At 59.5% G+C, this 17981-nt stretch carries 13 protein-coding genes and 1 tRNA gene; 8 read left to right on the top strand and 6 right to left on the bottom strand.

Translation table 11 applies throughout. The features are described 5' to 3' along the window. Positions 1-1629, bottom strand: a 1629-nt coding sequence (locus MOV75_RS02580; protein ID WP_247004750.1) for an acyl-CoA dehydrogenase, incomplete at its 3' end; no start/stop codon positions are given. Between the two features lie 264 nt (positions 1630-1893). On the opposite strand from MOV75_RS02580, the gene MOV75_RS02575 reads away from it, so the two are divergent. Continuing rightward, positions 1894-1968, top strand: a tRNA-Gln gene (locus MOV75_RS02575). Positions 1969-2007: 39 nt separating this feature from the next. Here the strand turns inward: MOV75_RS02575 and MOV75_RS02570 are convergent. Further along, the gene (locus MOV75_RS02570) at positions 2008-2400 is read right to left on the bottom strand and encodes a hypothetical protein (RefSeq protein WP_246917666.1); all 393 of its coding nucleotides are present in this window, start codon (positions 2398-2400) and stop codon (positions 2008-2010) included. A 2-nt stretch (positions 2401-2402) separates the two neighbouring features. On the opposite strand from MOV75_RS02570, the gene MOV75_RS02565 reads away from it, so the two are divergent. After that, positions 2403-3371 carry a DEAD/DEAH box helicase gene (locus MOV75_RS02565; RefSeq protein ID WP_246917669.1) on the top strand — a complete coding sequence of 323 codons (969 nt, stop codon included), beginning with the start codon at positions 2403-2405 and terminating at the stop codon, positions 3369-3371. A gap of 353 nt (positions 3372-3724) precedes the next feature. After that, positions 3725-7402: a DEAD/DEAH box helicase gene (locus MOV75_RS02560; protein WP_247004748.1), complete on the top strand. Its 3678-nt coding sequence runs from the start codon at positions 3725-3727 to the stop codon at positions 7400-7402. Positions 7403-7937: 535 nt separating this feature from the next. Here the strand turns inward: MOV75_RS02560 and MOV75_RS02555 are convergent. From MOV75_RS02555 to MOV75_RS02540, 4 genes are all read right to left on the bottom strand, one after another. Next, complete coding sequence (locus MOV75_RS02555) at positions 7938-8231, bottom strand: hypothetical protein (protein ID WP_246917674.1); 294 nt, start codon at positions 8229-8231, stop codon at positions 7938-7940. A 595-nt stretch (positions 8232-8826) separates the two neighbouring features. Beyond that, the gene (locus MOV75_RS02550) at positions 8827-10089 is read right to left on the bottom strand and encodes a serine hydrolase (RefSeq protein WP_246917676.1); all 1263 of its coding nucleotides are present in this window, start codon (positions 10087-10089) and stop codon (positions 8827-8829) included. A gap of 171 nt (positions 10090-10260) precedes the next feature. After that, on the bottom strand, positions 10261-11919 hold the full coding sequence (locus MOV75_RS02545) for a N,N-dimethylformamidase beta subunit family domain-containing protein (RefSeq protein WP_246917679.1): 1659 nt from the start codon (positions 11917-11919) through the stop codon (positions 10261-10263). A 119-nt stretch (positions 11920-12038) separates the two neighbouring features. Then, positions 12039-12623 carry a VOC family protein gene (locus tag MOV75_RS02540; protein WP_247004746.1) on the bottom strand — a complete coding sequence of 195 codons (585 nt, stop codon included), beginning with the start codon at positions 12621-12623 and terminating at the stop codon, positions 12039-12041. A gap of 150 nt (positions 12624-12773) precedes the next feature. On the opposite strand from MOV75_RS02540, the gene MOV75_RS02535 reads away from it, so the two are divergent. The 5 genes from MOV75_RS02535 to MOV75_RS02515 all read left to right on the top strand — a co-directional run bounded on the left by MOV75_RS02535 (position 12774) and on the right by MOV75_RS02515 (position 17919). Next, positions 12774-13460 carry a DUF3102 domain-containing protein gene (locus MOV75_RS02535; RefSeq protein WP_246917682.1) on the top strand — a complete coding sequence of 229 codons (687 nt, stop codon included), beginning with the start codon at positions 12774-12776 and terminating at the stop codon, positions 13458-13460. A 259-nt stretch (positions 13461-13719) separates the two neighbouring features. Then, a complete protein-coding gene (locus MOV75_RS02530; protein ID WP_246917775.1) occupies positions 13720-15003 on the top strand; it encodes a nucleotide sugar dehydrogenase in 1284 nt (427 codons plus the stop codon). Between the two features lie 20 nt (positions 15004-15023). Next, entirely contained in the window at positions 15024-16094 is a 1071-nt protein-coding gene (locus MOV75_RS02525) for an NAD-dependent epimerase (RefSeq protein WP_246917687.1), read from the top strand. Between the two features lie 79 nt (positions 16095-16173). Beyond that, on the top strand, positions 16174-16383 hold the full coding sequence (locus MOV75_RS02520; RefSeq protein ID WP_246917703.1) for an MbtH family NRPS accessory protein: 210 nt from the start codon (positions 16174-16176) through the stop codon (positions 16381-16383). A 333-nt stretch (positions 16384-16716) separates the two neighbouring features. Next, entirely contained in the window at positions 16717-17919 is a 1203-nt protein-coding gene (locus MOV75_RS02515) for a cytochrome P450 (protein ID WP_246917707.1), read from the top strand. The last annotated feature ends 62 nt before the right edge of the window (positions 17920-17981 follow it).

Here is a 17981-nt window from a genome sequence, read left to right as displayed (position 1 = left end):
GGCGGCGAGCGCCTCGGAGGCGAGCAGGCAGCCGCCGAGCGTGGCGCCGAACTGCTGCAGATAAGGCGTCGCACCTGCAAGCGCATCGTTCGGTGCGGACGCAACGCGCTCCAATAGCCACTTGCTGGTGCGCGTCAAGGCCTCAAGTGCCTCGCGCAGCTTCGCGCCCGCGGTGCCGAAAGCGGGATCGTTGGAGGCCTCGACCTGTTTGATGGTGGCCGCGAGCTCATCGAGCAGCGCCCACACGGCAGCGCCGCCATTGGCCGCCAGCTTGCGGGTGACGAGGTCGATCGCCTGGATGCCGTTGGTGCCCTCGTAGATCGCGGTGATGCGGGCATCGCGATAGTGCTGCGCCGCGCCGGTTTCCTCGATGAAGCCCATGCCGCCATGGATCTGCACGCCGAGATAGGCGACCTCGTTGCCGACGTCGGTGGAATAGCCTTTCGCCATCGGCGTCAGCAGCGCCGCGCGCGCGGCGGCATCAGCCCGCACCTTGGGATCCCTGGCGCGCGTCGAGACGTCGATCGCGACCGCCGTCGCATAGCAGATGGTACGCGCGGCCGCGGTCTGCGCCCGCATCCGCATCAGCATGCGCTTGACGTCGGGATGAACGAAGATCGCGTCCGAACCATCGCCCTTGCTGCCGACGGCGCGGCCCTGCTTGCGCTCCTGGGCGTAGGTCAGCGCCTGCTGATAGGCGCGGTCGGCAACGCCGACGCCCTCCAGGCCGACGCCAAGGCGGGCTTGGTTCATCATCGTGAACATGCAGCGCATGCCCTGGTTCTCTTCGCCGATCAAGAAGCCGATGGCGCCGCCATGATCGCCCATGGTCATGGTGCAGGTCGGGGACGCATGCATGCCGAGCTTGTGCTCGACGCCGCTGGCGAAGATATCGTTGCGCGCGCCGAGCGATCCGTCGGCATTCACCATGAACTTCGGCACCAGGAACAGCGAGATCCCCTTGGTGCCGGAGGGCGCATCGGGCAGGCGCGCCAGCACGAAATGCACGATGTTGTCGGTCATGTCGTGCTCGCCATAGGTGATGAAGATCTTCGTCCCCTTGATGCGATAGGTGCCGTCGGCCTGCTTCTCTGCACGGGTACGCAGCGCGCCGACGTCGGAGCCGGCCTGCGGCTCGGTGAGCTGCATCGTGCCGGTCCATTCGCCGGAGACGAGCTTCTCGAGATAGATCTTCTTCAGCTCGTCGCTGCCATGCGCCTCCAGCGCCTCCATCGCCGAGGCCGTCAGCAGCGGGCAGAGGCCGAAGGCGACGTTGGCCGCGCTCCAGATCTCGGTGCAGGCGGCATTGATCGCGAGCGGCAGGCCTTGGCCGCCGAAATCTTCGGGGCCGGACACCGCGTTCCAGCCGCCTTCGGTCCAGCGCTTGTAGGCGTCCGGCCAGCCCGGTGCGGTCGTGACCTTGCCGTCGTCAAGCTTGATGCCGTGCTCGTCGCCGACCTTGTTGAGCGGGGCCAGGACGTCAGTTGCGAACTTGCCGGCTTCCTCCAGCACGGCCGCGGCGATGTCGGCGTCGAAATCGCCATAATGACCGGCTTCCACGGCAGCCTTGAGGCCGGCGCCATGGTTGAGCGACAGCAGCATGTCATTGATCGGCGCGCGGTAGGTCATGGTTCACTCCCGTGGACAATATTGGCGCCGTATTCCCACGAAACGAAAGCGGTCTCAATGGGCCGGGAGATGGGGGGATGGCGTCGGCCCGGAGCGGAGCAACCCGGCTGCATCTATATTAAAGTGAGAAGGGGCGGGTTGGTGGACCCGTGTGGTATTTTGCCCCTCCAGGCGGTTGAAATGCCGCGCCGCTCCCTATAGACCGGCAGCACCTGAGGGGAATCCGCGGTAGTCCGATTTTCCGCCGGTCCGTCAGTCACCTGTTGGGGCGTAGCCAAGCGGTAAGGCAGCGGATTTTGATTCCGCCATTCGGAGGTTCGATCCCTCCCGCCCCAGCCAGAAGCCAATGCGTTGATTTTGCTATGAAAACGGCCTTTCTCAAGACGGAATTTCCGGCGCATTTGAAAATTCCGCTTGCCTTGCATTTGGAAATTCTGTGCTGGTTTCGTTTTGGTCGACGGCAGATGAAAGTCGTCGCGCGTTGAACGTCGCTCGACTTATCAAAATACGAATTGAGCGGATGCATATCGAACACGAAAGCACTCTTGAGGGCGCGCTTCGGATCACTCCTGCGCTTGCAGGCGGTGTGCTGCCAATCCAGGGGCCACCGGTACCGGGAAGTCCTTCACCGGGGCGCACATGATTTGTCGTCTGCTCAAAGACGGCAAGCGCGTCGGCGTCACCGCTAACAGCCATAAGGTTATTCGCAACCTGATCGACAAGGCGGTTGAGGTAGCTCGGGCGGCGGGACAGGCCGTCCAGGCCGGGCATCGATGCTCGGCAAACGCTCTGCGACCGATCTCGTACATGCTTATCTTGATAATCCCAAGGCGATTGGGGCGATCAGCTGCGGCGAAATCGCTGTCCTGGGCGGCACGCCATTCTTCTGGGCGCGTGAGGATGTGGCGAACAGTGTGGATGTGCTCTTCGTCGATGAAGCGGCGCAAATGTCGCTAGCCAACGTTCTGGCCGTTTCGCAGGCTGCTCCCCAGGTCATTCTGTTGGGCGACCCCCAGCAACTGGACCAGCCCATGCAGGGATCGCATCCCGACGGCACTGGCGTATCGGCGCTTCATCACATCCTCGCCGGTCGCCAGGCGATTGTTCTCGATCAAGGTCTCTTTCTTGAAGAGACCTGGCGGATGCATCCGGCGATTACTGCCTTTAATTCGGAGCTGTTTTACGACACCAAACTGCATGCGGTCCCCAAATGCGCGCAGCAGAACGTGACCTCCACAGGGGTATTCCTCGGAACGGGGCTGCGGTACGTGCCGGTTTCTCACACCGGCAATCAGTCCAGTTCGATTGAAGAGGCCGAAGAGGTTGCGCGAATCGTGACCTCTTTGCTGTCTTCACGAACGCAATGGACAGACCGGGACGGCAAAACGAAAGAGCTGGAGCTTTCCGACATTATCATCATCGCTCCGTACAACGCCCAGGTCTTTGAAGTTCAGCAGCGCATTCCCGGTGCGCACGTCGGCACCGTCGACAAATTCCAGGGGCAAGAGGCCGCTATCGCGATTTATTCTCTAGCTACATCAGCGTACGCCGATGCGCCGCGCGGAATGGAATTTCTCTACAGCGCCAATCGTCTGAACGTTGCGATTTCCCGCGCTAAATGTCTCGCAATCATGGTCGCGTCTCCGGCTATTTTTGAGGCCGAATGCAAAACACCACGCCAGATGCAACTGGCGAATGCGTTCTGTCGTTTCCTTGAACTGGCGCAGATGATCACGCTTTAGTTGGGATGACGGGATGTGCGCGCCGGTATTTCCGTACAATCGAAATAGATGCCGACGTGCGGAAAGGCTTTAAGCGCCCGTTTTGAAACATTACGCATTCGCCCGTGTGTGACCTTGTGCAGATCCTTGGGGCATCTGTGCGGGGTGCGCGACACTCATCGTGGTCGAAGCGAGGACGAGGTCCAGAAGCTGAGTGGTCCACGGGTTACCAGGCGGGTAGCTCGGGCCGCGCCCGTCGCCGAGGGACAATCCCTTGGGGCGTGCACACGTAAGTCTTTGGGAAATCTGGCGAAAGAAGGGCTTGCGGTGGCCCGAGCCTGACGTCACTGTGGTTGCAAAAGGGGGCAAGTGCCATGGCGTCGGCGCAGGAGCTACAGACCAGGATTTTGCGGCGCGCGAAGTCGCCAGAAGACTATTCCGTCTATCGGGCTGCACTCGAATGGGGGCTGACCGATCCGATCGTCATTGAAAGCCGAGACGATTTCAAATCAGAATTCCGCTGGAAGGAACGCCTCGATCCCTTTCATCACCAGGTCCAAAATCTCATTACCTTTTGCCGGCGCCTCCCGGTAACCTTGCTCGCGGACGACGTCGGTCTCGGCAAAACCATATCGGCGGGACTCGTAGCGAGCGAGCTTATCGCCCGGAACCGCGTTGCCAGGATCCTGATTGTCGCTCCCAAATTGCTCGGCCCTCAGTGGAAGGACGAGCTTGGGGCGAAGTTCGATATCCCCGCTGAGGTTGTCACCGGAAGCAAACTTGTTTCGGCTGAACCAGATGACGTAGGGGCCGTAATCACGACCTATCATTCGGCGCGGTCGCATCTGGAAAAGATTCCCGACGACCGCTTCGACATGCTGGTGCTGGACGAAGCCCATAAGCTTCGCAATCTCTATGGTGTCGATCCCACGCCGCAGGTCGCAAAAGTCTTTCATCAAGCTCTGCAGCAGCGCCGCTTTCGCTATGTGTTGATGCTGACGGCCACGCCGATCCAGAACCGGCTCTGGGACCTATATTCCCTGGTCGATTTGCTCGCCGTTGCGCGCGGTCACGAAAACCCCTTCGGTAACGAAGGCATGTTCGCCCGTCGTTTCATCGACGACAAGCGCGATAGTGCGCGCGTCCTGAAACCCGAAGCGCGGGAGGAGTTTCGAAGGATCGTGTATGGCTATATGTCGCGCGTACGGCGGGGCGATGCCAATCTGGATTTTCCCGAGCGGAAGATTCAGCTGCACAAGGTCACACCGTCCGCTGATGAGCTCGCCCTTATCGACGCTATTGCCGAGCCGATCCAGAAGCTAAACCGGCTCGCACAAATAAGCATTCTCCAGGCGCTGACGAGCAGTCCGCAGGCACTTATGGCGCAGCTCCAGACCATGGCCCGCAACGAGACGGTGCCGCAGGAACTTGCGGCAACTGTCAAAGCTATCGTCACACCCATGAAGACGAGCGCGAAGCTCGAAGGGCTTCGCCAACTTGTTTCGATGCTTAAGCAGGAAAATCCTGCCGGCTGGCGTATGGTGGTGTTCACCGGACCGCGAGAAACTCAGACGACGATTCAAGCCTTTCTGGAGGAGCTCGGCCTGAAGGTCGGCATCATCAACGGATCGTCCGGTCAACGAAATCAGGAGACTATCGCTCGTTTCCGGACCGATCCTCCTGAAATTCGCGCCATCGTCTCAACCGAAGCTGGTTCGGAAGGCGTCAATCTTCAGATTGCCAACGTGCTGATCAATTTCGACCTGCCCTGGAACCCAATGATCGTCGAGCAGCGGATCGGTCGTGTCCAACGCCTCGGCTCTCAGCATAAGAACGTCATCATCTATAACGTCATGCTGGCCGGCACATTTGAGGAATATATCGTCGGCCGACTGATGACGAAGCTGCAGATGGCAACAGATGCCATTGGTGATATCGAATCTCTGCTTGAAGCTTCTGGCGTCGGCGACGGTGAGGAGGGTGCTGGGTTCGACGAAAAAATACGCGAGCTTGTAGTCGCAGCGCTTGCCGGGCGCGATATGAAGGCTGCTGCCGAGAGAATCGCCCGCAGCATCGAAGCGGCAAAGAAGACCCTCGAAGAAGAGAAAGAGAATATCGAGCAAACGTTGGGCTCACCGGATGGCTATGGCTATGTCGGCCCCCAGACTCCGACGCTCGAAAGGTTCAGACCTTCCATGGAGCTTGAGCCCTTCGTACGGGCGGCCTTTGAGAAACTCGGCGGAGCCATCAGCGATATCGCCCCCGGTGTCTTGCGCGTCGCGAGCAAAGGTGGACCCGAACTCGTGCGCCTCAAGGAGGATGCTGGTCCAGAATACGCAAAGGTACCGCTCTATAGGGCGGGCAGTCCCGCCTTCCTTCGCCTCATTGATCGCGTCACGGCTACCGGTATTCACGCAGTTCAGGATATCGATCATGAACCCAGGCAGCGGATAGACGAGCTTGTCGACGAGTGGGTATCCGGCTTTAAGGGAGTAAAGTCTGAGGTGATAATACAAAGCGCGCAGCGCCGGTTTGAAGGCAACGCGGTTGCCCGTGTACGCGCGACGACGGCTCATGACAGTTACGAGCGCATCGTGACGATCACCTGCAATCCCGTTGAGCACACCCAACCGGCCGCTGCGCTGGACGCCATGCCGGATCTACTTCAGCAACCCGCGGCCGCCGGTCTCAGCCCAAGGCTTATCCTGGATGAAGCCTGTCGCGATCCGAACATCGTCGAATTTAATCGGTTCTATCTCGATCGGCGCGATGCCGAACTGAGGTCGGCTGGCAAAGATGCTCGCAAGCGAAAGAAGCTGGAAGATGAATTCACGCCTCAGGCTGACACTGCACTTGTCGCTCTGGATGGCCGGGTGAGCCGGCGGGTAAATCTCAAAGTAAAGTACCAGCTCGATGGAGCTTCTTATGAGAGTGACCTGGGTATTACGCCTTCCGAAGGCCGGATCGACACTGCGCCGGCGCTGGAGCCGTGTGCGCTGACGCGGTTGGAGGTCCCTGCCGACTGTCTCGCCGTCTGTGAACTGTCGGGCGTGCGCGCGCTAAAGCACCGGTTGGCGCGCTCGGAGGTGAGTGGTCGTTATGGATTGCCTGAGCACCTCCTTCGCTGTTCGCTTTCCGGGAAATCCATCCTCGTTGACGAAGGTGGCATGTCCGATATCACGAACGCAGTCGTCGACCGGACATTGCTAAAAACCTGCGCCATTACCGGCAAGAGGGGTGAGCCTGCCTATTTCGGGCAATGCGCTTTTACAAGGACTGATGTGCTTTCGGAGCGACTTGGCAAAAGCGAGGTTTCGGATAAACCATATCGTCTCGATCAAGAGGCTTCCTCAGTAGTCTCCGGCATGCGCGGACACGCCCGGGAATTCGTTCGCTGCCAGGAAACCAAACGCGCCTTGCTCCCGCGCGAGGCCGAACGATGCGCAAAGACCGGGAAGATCGTTGCACCAGATGTTCTTCAGCCCTGTGCGGTGACAGGCAAGCGTGTGCTTCCCAGCGAGCTTCGGACATCGTCGGTGAGCGGCAAGCGGGTCTTGGCCGAGAATTTGGTCGCAAGCAGCCTGTCCGATGCCGTTTTCCTGGACGAGGAGGGTATACGATCGGCTTACGGGAAGTTCTGCGCTCCGATTGAAGCAAAGCGCTGTCAATGGAGTGGGGCCGCCACCCACCCGGATGATCTCAAGACATGCGCCCTGTTGGGGCTCTCCGTTCATTTTCAGTATCTGTCGGACCCTTCGCGCCGTCTGCAGCCTGTTGAGGAGCTTCTTGCCGGCAGGCGCCGCTCCATGGATGTGCGAGATCGTTGGGATGACATCCTTCCTTCTGTATCGTCTGCTGTTAATACGAAAAAGTGTCAGATCGAGTCCGGGCAACTCTCGCCTGATGGACAAAAACTTGCTCTGGCCGTCGAGGTTAAATCGTTACTGGGACTTAGAACCCAACATGCGGCAATGCTTTACTCGCTTAAAGACAATGCGATCCTCGGCAATATTGCGATTGTCAAGCGAGACCGGCGTGGCGGTTTCCGCTAAGCAGGCTTCACACCTCAAGAGCGTGCTGCAATTCCATCGACCTGGCGAAATTGTTCGCCTCCCGCTCGACCTCCGGCTTGATAAAACACCCAATCTCGGTGTTCATCAAACCGGCAGCAGCTCAAAGGCCCGACGAGGAGGATAACTTCACGTGCGCCATAGCGCACGGCTTGTACGACGTGGCCGCTTTAGATTGTCACCATCGAGATCAAACCGCCCTTCAATTCCATGGAGGCGGTGGCGCAGATCCCGCGACGCCGCGCGAGTACGGCTTGAGCAGCTCATTGGAGCTAACGAGGGGGGCTCTCTCGTGACCGTATTGTCAATGTGGAAAACGCCAGAGTTGAGCAAGAAAGACGCGCATCAGGGCGGCCCATCCGTCCGGCGTTATTGCAACGGCCGAAGTTTCTTCGCTCGCAGTTTGTTGTGAAGGATTTTCGATCTTGCGTCCTATCGGTTTTCTGGGCTCAGACTCTTGAATGCTCGGTGAGACGTTCTCAGACATGGTGTGGGCCCCATTTTTTCGGACGCGGGTTTACGCCTTGTGATTACGAAGATCCCAGTATCGGCCAATGAACGCCATAAGCCACCCAATGAAATAGCCTGTTGCTGCGCCCGAGACTGCGTAATCGACGGCGAAAAAAGAGCTGCTGCCATCCACATTGAAGGCTACGGCGATCGCGTAAGTATATTGGGCCAGAAACGCCACAAGATTTCGGACGAGCGGGATTGGACTCCCGGCGCTGGTCACAAATCCGGATTCGGAATCGACAGTGAATTTTCCGACGCCAGTGTAAAATCCCAGGAAAGCGAATGCAAAAAAAGCCATGATCCAAGCTCTGGAGGACCACGAACCGACATCAAGACGTGTGCCGATACTAAAGAGCCCCCAGAATAGGAAGACAAATGGGAGAGCCAAGCATCTGCTGAAGGATCGTGTCTGCTGACCGAGCGCGCTTACTCCTTGCCAGATCAGATATGCCAAGATCGCAAAAACCCAAATCGGCGTATTTCGGAGCACCTCTAAGGCGGTTTGCATAAGCGCTACCGTAGTTCATCTAAAACATCCGTAGCGCGTATTATCACATGTAATCAACCGAATCGCAATCCTCACAGCGCGGACGTGCTGCTCAAGCCAACTTGCCAATCAAGACGTTCATTGGCGTCAGTTGAAAAGATATTTGTTCAAGGCCTCAATTTTGTCGATCGCACTAGCAACGCCAAAGGAGATCTGCACCCGAGAGCATCTCGGACAAAATTTGATATCTCGTTTCTGTTGCGGGGGCGCTGAGGCGTGAGCGGCTTATCGCTGAGTGCAAACGCTCCACTGCGAAGAAGTGATGAAGATCCGAACCCGGACGCTGATCCCTCCGAGATGGCGAAGGGGCAGTGCCGGATTCTTATCGGCATCACAATGGACGTTATTACGGATCAACGTTGCCGAATTGTCGCACTAAAGCGGTCCAGAATGGCCAGATTTCGCTGGAGCTTTCCACGCTCGTCTGAACCATGACCAGCTTTGATGGTGGGTCTACGCAAATAGCCTGTCCATAGGCGCCGATCAGCGCAAATTGGCGCCGCGTGCCGGGAAGCAGCCAAAGTAGATAGCCGTAGCCTAGGTTCGGACCGGCTTTCCCGGGCAACAGATACTCGTCTGAGGCGCGCACAGTGGTGGCGTCCATCAACCACTGTCTATCCACCACCTGCTTTCCGTTCCAGGCGCCATCATGGGCGAGCAGGCGGCCGAGGCGTGCGTAGTCGCGGGAGCCGGCATTGAAGAAACCGTGGCCTATCTCAAATCCTTCGTTGTCGAGCATCCAGCTCGCGTCGTTCTCGGTGCCGATCTGCGACCAGACTTTCTCCTCCAAATAGGCTGAGGCCGTTTTGCCGGTGGCGTAGCGCAGCACTACGCCGAGGACGTCCGGCTCGATGCTCGCGTAGAAGAACCGCGTGCCCGCCGGCGCGATCCGCTTGTTGAACTGGATGATGCTCTTGATCGTCCCGCGGGTGAACAGACCGTTGCCCTGCACCATGGTGCGCCACAGCCGGTTGAGGTCGCGGCTGTTGTCCTCCTCCTCGCCGAACTGGACGCCTGAGGACATGTGCAGGAGATCACGGAGCCGGGTCTTGCCGTACTCGGTGCCGGCGAAACCCGGCACATAAGTCTCGGTGGTGTCGTCGACGCTTCTGATCTTGCCTTCGCTGATCGCGATGCCGATCAGCAAGCCGGTGATGGATTTCGCCATCGACTGAGACACGAAGCGGTTCGTGTCCGTTCGTCCATACTGGTAGCCCTCAAACAGGATGCAATCGTCCTTCGTGATGATCAAGCTGGTGACCGGGTTTCGCGCCAGGTAGGCCCGCACGGAGGAGCGGTCACCGAAGTGCCAGTAGTTGATGTCGGCGGCGCTGCGCCGGAACGACCATGGAGCAGCCGCGCGCCTGATCGTGCGCGTCTTGAAGACTTCGTCGAGATGCGTGAACGCGCCGACGCGATATTTCGGCTCGAACGGATTTCCCGGTTGAACCGACAGGGCCGGGTCGGCAATGGGGTAACCTTCCGCCTCGCCGTAGAGATCGGCTGATGGTCCCGACGGCAGGAAAAGCGGGCCGTCGGCGGCCTCACCGGCTGCTGCGTGCTGTGTCATCACACCAGCCATCGAACTTGCAGCCATGCCCGCCAGCACGGTCCGCCGGGATACGAGGCGCTTCGATCCGTCTACCACGATGTCTGTCCCCAGGCGCAATGGCGTCGACGGCGCGACGCGGTGATCTATCCCAGCAAAGCAGGCGAATGTTAATCAATCGTGGCGTCACTGCCGCGCAATCAGGCGTCAAAGAGGTCGGCCCTTTCAATATCATGAGGTAAAACGATCCAATATGTTCTTGGTGATCTGCTCCGTGTAGAAGCAGCCTCGCTTCAGGCCCATCACCCACTCGCAGCTCGCGGCAGTCAGTATCTGCCCGTGTCCGCGGTGCATGGAGACAATCATGCCCGATCCGTTACGGGACTTGGCGAGTGTTTCCGGCGTCACCTCCCCGAACACCATCGCGGCCTTATCGTGCTGCTCCCGATTTCCGATGTAAGGGGCGAACGTGACGCCGAGGGCGTCAGTTTCAGCGTTGACCGCGGGCGACATCGCGATGATTTCGATATCGAGGGGAGCGCCGTCGCGGCCTGTTGGAAACGGCAGGCCATCGCGGAACGTATAGTCGACACCGTCAACCTCGTAGCCGAAGATGCGGGCTTCTGCGCCGAACAGGTCGCCATATCCAAGATCGGTTCGAGCGAAGATCCAGTGTTCGGGTCTGTAGACGGTGAACCCTCGCGCGCCACGGGCTACGAAGCCGCCCCACGACGCGTAGACGCCGCCCAGCCCGTTGACTCCGACGGTGCTCGTGCCGGGCCAGTTGATGCGGCGATCCTCCCAGGCTGTGGTCAGCAGATACTTCTCGGAGGTGTCGCGAATGGGATCGTCCAGATGGGCGCGTGTCTTGTAGCAGACCTGACGCCCGCCGCCGTCCTCCAGACGAATTTGCCAATAGAAGTTCGCGCCGAACCGCGCCAAGTGACCGCCTAGCTCGACAAAGTCCTCCATCGCGAGTCGCATCTCCCTGGTCCAGTACTCGTCATGCCCCACGATGACGACGCAGGAGTAGTCGGACAACAGCTCCGGATGGTAGTGCAGGTCGGTCTGCGTGATCGTGTCGAAGGCGTAGCCTTCGCGCTCGGCCCAGACAGCAAAGTGCCGGTCGTACTGGGCCCATCCAGATGAAGCGTAAAAGAAGCCGAATCCGTTGGCGTAAGCCCACTCCTTGGCCTCGTACCGGGGCGGCGTGTTCGGGGCCGGAACAGGGGTGCAAAAGCGCGGCGCCGCGTCGGGCACCCACACCATACCACGGGTCCACGGCCGGTGCAGACTGAGAACCGGGGACGGCTGGTTTCGCTCCAAGCCCTCGACGCCGATGTAGTGATTTGCGCCTCCCCAGTCGTTGTATGCCGTCCAGGTCGCCGTTGGCAGGACATGCAGTATCTGCCCGCTTCGCGTGCGAGACGTCGGCCTGACGACAAAGAAGTGATGTTGAACGAACTCGCTGCCGTCGGGCCGAGCACAAATAGCTCTGACTTGATAGAAGCCGGAAGGCGTTAGGTCGTCCAATCGCCAGCGATATGCTACCGGCCAATTGCAGCCAGACTTGTATGCATCCTTCGGCGTTTCGGTGAAGACGCCCCGCAACTGGTCGGTGCGGTGTACCAGCCGCATCCTGTGACCGTCCTTGTAGATCTCAAGATGCCAGTGGGCGGCGGTCGCGCTGGCATGAAAGCAGACATGTTCTCCGGGAGCATAAGAGATCCTGTCGGTATAGACGTAGACCTCGGGCAGGTCGGGATTTTCGCGCGGAGCCTCGTACCAGATCAGATCCTGCCAATTATGATCGGCGTGCATCGTCGTGATCGCGCGCCGGCCCCTGTTCATCTGCTCTAACGGACCGTCCAGGCTCGAAGGCTCCTTCACTCTCTACTCTCCTTGCATCCCGGCCGTTGGTGTTCGCCATGTTGGAACCAAGAGTTGGGGTAAACGCGAGTCTGCCCAAATCTTGCGGACCATGTCCGGCCGCATCGCGTCGTTGTTCCCTAGGGCGTCGAGAGGGAACGCACGGGGTCGCTGCCGTCCCAGCGCCGGCTTGCTTCAGCGACGCGTTCGAACAATTCGGCCTTCTTGTCCTGAACCTCGGAAATCTCGATCATCGTGCCCGGATGCGCCTCTGTCTCGAAATAAGCGAAGCGGCCGTTTCGGTTCCCGGTGTATCCCTGCTGCACTATCGCGGCGCCTTGCGCTGCGAAACGCTCCACGCAGGCGTCGAATTCCTGGGTCCAGAAGGCGAAATGCTGAAGACCCTCAAGTCCCGAATTGAGAAAGTCGTTGAAGACCGAAGGATGATCGTCCAGAGGCTGAATCAGCTCGATCTGCACCGCGCCGAGATTGCTGAAAGCTCCGCTCGCAGCAGCGCGCGACGGCTCGTTTCGATAATGGAAGTCTAGAACGGGAGCTCTCTCGAAATAAAAGAAGGGGCCGACTCCAAGCCTGCGCGTCCAATGATCCATCGCTGCGTGAATATCCCGAACGACATAGCCCAACTGCCTGAGTTGGCCGAGCCCTTGCACAAGCATCTCTCCCTCTCTCCAGGTTCGCCGGACTTGATCGCGTTGTGCGACCATCACCCGTCATTCTGGAAGGAGTGTAAGACAACTTCACGAATTTCGACGACCAAAAAAGCGTCTACACTCACAAATTGTATCGCTAGAATCGAGTTGCGTGAGCGAAACGTGATGCTACCATAGTCGCATAAGTTCACTCGGGAAGCTGCCATGCCAGGCTCTAATGCGCTCGTGCGATTGCCCTGTTCACTTGTTGATGCTGATGGATTTGATTACGCAACTGTAAATCCAGACGTGGCGCGGTACCTAAAAGGGCACGCCGTACGCCTCAGGCAGTACATCTCCAAGTCAATCATCCAAATCGGAAAGGACCTCTTGAGCGCGAAGCGCTATCTGCCGCACGGCGCGTTTCTCGAATGGGTCGAGCGAGAGGCCGGAATAAATCCACGAACTGCGCAGTCCTACATGCACGCCGCCGAATGGGCGGCCAACAAAAGCGCCACCGTCGCGCGTTTGCCGCCCGGGCTACTCTACATTCTGTCCGCGGCGAGCACGCCGCCGAACTACGTCGACGAAGTGGTTCGGCGCGTCGAAGCGGGCGAGCGTCTGACGCTGACGAAGGTCAGGTCGGAATTACGGAAGATTCAGGAAGAGCAAAGCGCGAAGCCCGGCAATCGAGTCCTGCCGCCCGTCAGCATCGATGTGTCAGTGACGAACGAATCTATTGAAAATGAAGGCATCTTGTTCGTTGCACGCGTGCTTGCGAGCGCATTGCCAACGGAGAAATTTCAGATGGTGAGAGAGATTTTGACCAGCGCAAACGTCCTCTCGCGCCCCGATCTAGCTGAAGCTATACTCGTGGCGTTCCGCACGATTGAAGCCACTGTCACACTCTGACTGCAAAACCCCCGTCGAAAACTGATCGCGCGCACGTTTCGCATGTAGGCGAGGACGCTGTTGTGCGGATTTCGACACGGGCCCTTCTCTGAACGCTGCCCTGAAACCTGGATCACCAACAATGGCCTCGGCGGACAACGGGATGATCTACGCGAACCTCGACGACGGCAGCGCAGGCCCCGCGCTGCGGGAGCGCGTCGCCGAATGGGGCGCGCTGGAGGCGGCGACGTCTCTCGGTGTTTCCTATCCGGAACGTTCATTGTCCGACCACCGGCGAATTGCCGTGATCGGGCTCGGCTATGTCGGTTTGCCGGTCGCGGTCGCCTTCGCGCGGGGTGCAAGGCGGGTCGTCGCTTTCGACATCGATCGGGATCGCATTGCCGAGCTGCTCCGGGGCGCTGATCGCACCAACGAGGTCGACGCCGACGAGTTGTGCAATCCCGCATTGATGTTCACCGACGATCCCGCCCACTTCGCCGACGTCGACTTCTTCGTGGTGACGGTGCCGACGCCTATCGATTCCGCGCGGAATCCGGATCTGGGAGCGATGTTGGCGGCGTCGCGTTCGGTCGGGCGGGCGCTGAAGCGCGGCGACATCGTCGTCTATGAATCGACGGTGTATCCGGGAGCCATCGAGGAAGAGTGCGTGCCAGTGCTCGAAAGCGTGTCCGGTCTGCGCGCGGGGTCCGATTTCAAGGTCGCCTATTCGCCGGAGCGGATCAATCCGGGAGATCAGCATCACCGGTTCGAAACTATCGTTAAGGTGGTATCGGCGCAGGACAGCCAGACTCTCGATATTGTGGCCAACGTCTACGGCTCGGTCGTCACTGCGGGCATTCATCGCGCGCCGTCGATCAAGGTGGCCGAGGCGGCCAAGGTGATCGAGAACACCCAACGCGACCTCAATATCGCATTCATGAACGAGTTGGCGCTGATCTTCCGCGCGTTGAACATCGATACGGCCGACGTGCTGGCCGCGGCGAGCACGAAATGGAACTTCCTGCCGTTCGAGCCCGGGCTGGTTGGCGGCCACTGCATCGGCGTCGATCCCTACTATCTGACCAGCCGGGCGCAGCGCGCAGGCTACCATCCGGAAGTCATTCTCGCCGGCCGGCGCACCAATGACAGCATGGGCCAGCATGTTGCTCGCGAATGCATCCGGGGTCTTCTGAAGCGCAAGGTGCACGGCGGCCTGGTGACCGTGCTCGGCCTGACGTTCAAGGAGAACGTGCCCGACCTGCGCAATTCGCGCGTCGTCGACATCATCCGGGAGCTCCAGTCGTTCGGGCTCGAGGTTCAAATGCATGATCCGCACGCGTCGGCGGAGCGGGCGAAGGAGGAATACGGCCTGACGCTGACGGATGCAGACGAGCTTCGTCCGGCTCACGCGGTGATCCTGGCCGTGCCGCATCAATACTACCTGAGGGGCGGGTGGATGTTCATCCAGCGGCTGCTGGGTGACGGCAACGGCCTCGTTCTCGATATCAAGACCAGGCTGGATCGCCTGATGATACCGCCTGGCATCGAGCTGTGGCGCCTGTAGATGATGGGGACGAGGCGGAAATGAAGGAAGGTTCCGTGCTGCTGACCGGCGCGGCCGGCTTTATCGGCTTTCACGTCGCCAGGCGGCTGCTGCAGTTGGGGCGGCCCGTCGTCGGCCTGGACAATCTCAACGACTATTACGATCCGTCGTTGAAGGAGGCGCGGCTTGCGATCCTGCGCGAGCAGCCGCATTTCAGATTCGTGCGGCAGGAACTGGCAGACGAGTCTGGTCTGAAGCGCGTTTTCGCTGAGGAGCGCTTTCCGGTCGTGATCCATCTCGCCGCCCAGGCAGGCGTACGCTATTCGCTTCAGAATCCGCAGGCCTATATTTCCTCCAATCTTCAGGGATTTGCCAATGTGCTGGAAGCCTGCCGCCACCACGGCTGCGAGCATCTGCTCTATGCGTCGTCATCGTCGGTGTACGGAGCCAACACGAAGCTTCCGTTCTCGGTCCGGGACAGCGTTGACCATCCCGTCAGTCTCTACGCCGCGACGAAGAAGTCGAACGAACTGATGGCGCATGCGTACAGCCATCTGTTCGGCCTGCCGACCACGGGGCTGCGCTTTTTCACGGTCTACGGCCCCTGGGGACGACCGGATATGGCGATGTACATCTTCACCAGGGCGATCCTCGAAGGAAGGCCGATCAAGCTCTTCAACCACGGCAAGATGCGCCGCGACTTCACCTATGTTGACGATATCGTCGAAGCGATCGTGCGGCTGGCGGATCGACCGGCGGTGCCTAATGCGTCGGCCACCGACAGCCCGAATTTGGGTTCAAGCGCTGCGCCATGGCGTATCTACAACATCGGCAACAACAGGCCGGAAGACCTCACGCATGTCGTTGCCGTGCTAGAACGGGAGCTCGGACGCAGCGCAAGGTGCGAGCTCGTTCCCATGGAAGACGGCGACGTGCCGGCAACATTCGCGGATGTGGACGATCTGATGCGGGACATCGGCTTTCAACCGTCGACTCCGATCGAAGAAGGCATTGCGAAATTCGTACGCTGGTATCGCGGCTACCATGTCGAGGCGCATGCGTCAGGGCGCTTCGCGCAATCGTCATACGCTGGGTGTCGATCGTTGGAATAAACCTTTAGATGCGTTATATTGGATAAACAAGCCCCGCGTGCTCGCGGCGTTTGGTCAATGAAACCGAGGAGAGAGGGCCATGACAGTCGAGGATCGTGAAGACGACCGCATCTATTTGGTGGTCAGGAACGGTGAAGAGCAATATTCCATCTGGCCTAAGACCAAGGGGTTGCCGAAGGGCTGGGATGCCGTCGGCGAGGAGGGCACTAAGCCGCAGTGCCTAGATTACATCGAAAAAACCTGGACCGATATGCGACCGCTGAGCCTTCGCCTTCAGATGCAAGGCTAGCGCGTTCGACACGCTGCGGCGAACAACCTACCTCTTGTGTCCGCGTCGATCGGCGCGGACATTTCTTTTTGGTGGCGGCACTGGCCAATGTGGACCGGCTTCGTCGCAGTGCATGCATCTCGGTGTGAAACCGGACACGACACTTCCATCGAGACGATTGTGATGATGGATGCACATGCAAGGCGCGACTGTCAGGTCGCGGTCAGGCTGGCGTGCTAATGGTCGCGGCAGGTGGCATTGCGGCAATGAGCGGTCCAGCCGTTTCTTGAAATTTGGCGTCGATTCAACATGGCGATATCTCAGCGGGCGATCACACGTGACGATGTCTGGTCGATGCCGATCGAGGAAATTGACGTCGGGCGGCCGGACCTGTTCCAGGCAGACGCCATCTTCCCCTATTTCGAACGTTTGAGGCGAGAGGCGCCGATCCACTACAGCAGGGGAAGCCTGTACGGTCCTTACTGGTCCGTCACATGCTATCAAGACATCATCGACGTCGAGGCCGATCATTTAACGTTCTCCTCCGACGCCTCGCACGGCGGCATCACCATCTACGATCAGTCGGCACAGTTTCGTCTGCCGATGTTCATTGCTGCGGATCCTCCCAAGCACACCGCGCAGCGCGGCGTGATCAAACCGGTCATGTCGCACGCCAACTTGAACCAGCTCGAAGGACAGCTGCGCCAACAAACGCGAAAAGTGCTGCAGGATCTACCGCGCAACGAAACCTTTGACTGGGTCGATCACGTCTCGGTGGAACTGACGACACAGTTGCTTGCCACGCTCTTCGACTTTCCCTGGGAAGAAAGGCGTAGGCTCGCGTGGTGGTCTGACGTCGCGACCGCCATGCCCGGCGAGCCCGGTGCAGAGACTGAGAAGAAGCGCGAAGCAGAGCTTCTCGATTGCCTAACCTGCTTTCGCCAGCTCTGGCGGGAGCGTGTGGATAGCGAGGGGCGCACGGATATGATCTCGCTGATGGCCAATTCGGCCGCGACCCGCACCATCGATCCGATGGAATTTCTCGGCAACATCGTATTGCTCATCGTGGGCGGCAGCGACACGATCCGAAACACCATCAGCGGCGGGATCGACGCTATATCGAAATTTCCCGACGAGTACCGCAAGCTGCGCGCCGATCCCAATCTGGTTGCGAGCGCCGTTCCCGAGATGATCCGCTGGCAGACCCCACTTGCACATATGCGGCGGACCGCGACGCGCGACTGTCTGCTCTACGGCAACCGAATCCGCAAGGGTGAGAAGGTTGTGCTCTGGTACGTGTCGGCGAACCGGGACGAGAGCATGATCAGGAACGCCAACCAGTTCATTGTTGACCGTGCTCATCCGCGACGCCATTTGTCGTTCGGATCGGGTGTTCACCGCTGCGTGGGGGAGCGGCTCGGCGAGCTGCAGCTTAAGATCCTCTGGGAAGAGATGCTAAACATTCTTCCTGAAGTCGCTTTGGTGGGGCGTCCCGAACGCGTCCATTCCGCCTTCGTCAGGGGCTATACGAAGCTGCCGGTTCAGATAGGTGGCTGAGGGTCACAGAGGCATGTCTCCATTGTCGAACGATGCCGTGCGAGACGTGCCCGTCCTGCGAG

The organism is Bradyrhizobium sp. PRIMUS42 (assembly GCF_023006515.1).
Lineage (GTDB): Bacteria > Pseudomonadota > Alphaproteobacteria > Rhizobiales > Xanthobacteraceae > Bradyrhizobium.
The sequence above is the reverse complement of the archived record's forward strand: the minus strand, read 5'-3'. Positions and strand labels throughout refer to the sequence as shown.

Bases quoted from the DNA above. Each gene is read 5' to 3' on its own strand.
- MOV75_RS02535 (WP_246917682.1), top strand. From the start codon at position 12,774: ATGCCAGGCTCTAATGCGCTCGTGCGATTGCCCTGTTCACTTGTTGAT.
- MOV75_RS02560 (WP_247004748.1), top strand. From the start codon at position 3,725: ATGGCGTCGGCGCAGGAGCTACAGACCAGGATTTTGCGGCGCGCGAAG.
- MOV75_RS02520 (WP_246917703.1), top strand. From the start codon at position 16,174: ATGACAGTCGAGGATCGTGAAGACGACCGCATCTATTTGGTGGTCAGG.
- MOV75_RS02540 (WP_247004746.1), bottom strand. From the start codon at position 12,623: ATGGTCGCACAACGCGATCAAGTCCGGCGAACCTGGAGAGAGGGAGAG.
- MOV75_RS02525 (WP_246917687.1), top strand. From the start codon at position 15,024: ATGAAGGAAGGTTCCGTGCTGCTGACCGGCGCGGCCGGCTTTATCGGC.
- MOV75_RS02555 (WP_246917674.1), bottom strand. From the start codon at position 8,231: ATGGCTTTTTTTGCATTCGCTTTCCTGGGATTTTACACTGGCGTCGGA.
- MOV75_RS02565 (WP_246917669.1), top strand. From the start codon at position 2,403: ATGCTCGGCAAACGCTCTGCGACCGATCTCGTACATGCTTATCTTGAT.
- MOV75_RS02570 (WP_246917666.1), bottom strand. From the start codon at position 2,400: ATGCCCGGCCTGGACGGCCTGTCCCGCCGCCCGAGCTACCTCAACCGC.
- MOV75_RS02515 (WP_246917707.1), top strand. From the start codon at position 16,717: ATGCCGATCGAGGAAATTGACGTCGGGCGGCCGGACCTGTTCCAGGCA.